Here is a 2,054-nt window from a genome sequence, read left to right on the forward strand (position 1 = left end):
GCAAATGGTAAGATGAAAATCGGTATTAAATTGAGATTTATTTCTTTAGAAAATACTCTGGAGCTTTTGTATGTTTCTCTTATCTTAAATTTAATTTAGATGGAATCATTCATCTAGAACCGAGGTTTCTATATACAAGTGTACTGTTTTTATTCCCCATAGCTTTGGGTATGACCTTATTCCATGAGATTGTTTTAATATCAATTTTTGTTTTAATTTCTAATTAATTCCATCCGCTGGTCTTTAAACAGTAGCTGTAATTCTTAGACCAAGAAAAATCCATTCAAATCATTTCTGTTCATTAGAAATGAATTTTTTGGTACTGAATATCAGGCGATAATGCTAAAAAATTGTTCACTTCAAAACGATAATACGATTCTATGATATAAGCATAACTTATATTTTCAATACTATTACCAGATAAATACGCTATGCCTATTCCAATATTATCTTTCTCTCTTCGCCATAAATGTCCCCTTATGTTTAGGCCTCCTGAGTATATTTGAGAGAAGTTTGTCATTAAATTTGTGCTTTGCCAACCAAAGCGCAGCCATGCCCCCCAAATTTTTCCCAGTTCTTGATCAAACGAGAACATAGCCGTTCTCCTGGTGGTGTTTCTATTGTTGACATCGGGGAATTTTTTATCTGTCGTATCTATCATAAATCTATAATTGCCTGTTCCGAACTTAGTATCTGCTTTGTAAAGCAATTGAGAGGCGTAAAAGTTAAAATTAATGGTGTCAGTTGTAGTTTTACCAACATTCATATAAACACCAGTTAATAAAAATTGGCCCACGCCCCACTGAAAAACTGTCCCATAATCATAGGATGGTACGATAAAGTTTTGTCCAAAAGATAAGGGACCGCTCATAAATTGACTATATTCATCATTTGCATAGACATTCGTATTTAGATAACTGGATGAATCAATAATACCTGCGGTAATTGCAAGTGAGTTTTTGGGGTTGAACTGTATTTCATGTGAAGAGTAGGCTGTTAATATAAAACTTCGATTACGCCCATTAATATGACGAACTACATCTTCTAAATCTGCATTCCATGGCTGCAATAGAAAAGGGGTAATATTATTTAGTGCATTTCCTGACGCAAATCCTAGAGTTGCACTCAAAGTGGTATTTTCTATTGGGGTATAAGATAGTTGCGGTTGTAGAACCAGGCCTCCACGACAAAGCGTTGAGCTGAGATTATCATCTTGACATTGTAAAGCACCAGAAGACATGAAATCAGCTGAAAAATTTTTAGTAACCTGGAAAGCCTCAACAAGATAACTTTCAAAGAACAAAAACAGGGACACTAGTGCCTGTTGAAACTTCATAAATTATTTTCATTGCTTAGTTGGATTGAAAGTAGAATTGCCATGGTCATTTAATCTCACTGTTTACTTTGCTCTTGCCCAATTGCTTTTAAATAAAAATCTGGCTTCGGATAATGTTCATATTCTATTGTTGTCAACATTCCGGCATTTAAATGATAAAGGTTGTGACAATGATTAACCCATACCCCAGGGTTTAAAGCATCGAATTCGACTTTCACAGTAGAAAAAGGCTGTACCAAGATTGTATCCCTCATTGCTCCTTTAAATGGCTGGCCATTGATTTCAGTGACTTGAAACACATGTCCATGAAAATGCATAGGATGAGACATTGATGTTTTATTTTCGAAGGTCATTTCTACTCTGTCACCAAAATTAATTATGCCAGGAGTAATATGGGGCCAGCTTTGATTGTTTATAGTCCAGATATATCCTTGCATTTTACCGCCAAGTACATAATGTAGATGTTTATCAATTTTTTTATTTGGTAGTGAGTTCATTCCTTTTAATTTTTTTCTAAAGTATAGTAATCCACTCGCCCCATTTTTTACCGGAATTCGTGGAAAGTTGAGGTACTTTAACATCACCAGCCTTGAGGATTAAACCTGTTTGCTTATCAGTTCCTTCAGCTAGAGCTTTGATAGGAAAAACCCCACCTGACGCTGGGATATCCAGGATTAAATCGATGCGATTAGCAATACCTATAGGGAAAGAATTGCCA

At 35.2% G+C, this 2,054-nt stretch carries 2 protein-coding genes and 1 pseudogene; all 3 read right to left on the bottom strand.

Features of this window, described 5'->3' with window-relative positions:
- Positions 1-301: 301 nt before the first annotated feature.
- On the bottom strand, positions 302-1,336 hold the full coding sequence (locus BN58_RS23690) for a carbohydrate porin (protein WP_019216555.1): 1,035 nt from the start codon (positions 1,334-1,336) through the stop codon (positions 302-304).
- Positions 1,337-1,392: 56 nt separating this feature from the next.
- On the bottom strand, positions 1,393-1,833 hold the full coding sequence (locus BN58_RS23695) for a multicopper oxidase domain-containing protein (RefSeq protein WP_026069379.1): 441 nt from the start codon (positions 1,831-1,833) through the stop codon (positions 1,393-1,395).
- Positions 1,834-1,849: 16 nt separating this feature from the next.
- Positions 1,850-2,054 (bottom strand): annotated as a pseudogene (locus BN58_RS33615) (hypothetical protein); the annotation flags it as partial.

It is taken from the genome of Legionella tunisiensis, from assembly GCF_000308315.1.
Lineage (GTDB): Bacteria > Pseudomonadota > Gammaproteobacteria > Legionellales > Legionellaceae > Tatlockia > Tatlockia tunisiensis.

Bases quoted from the DNA above. Each gene is read 5' to 3' on its own strand.
- BN58_RS23690 (WP_019216555.1), bottom strand. From the start codon at position 1,336: ATGAAGTTTCAACAGGCACTAGTGTCCCTGTTTTTGTTCTTTGAAAGT.
- BN58_RS23695 (WP_026069379.1), bottom strand. From the start codon at position 1,833: ATGAACTCACTACCAAATAAAAAAATTGATAAACATCTACATTATGTA.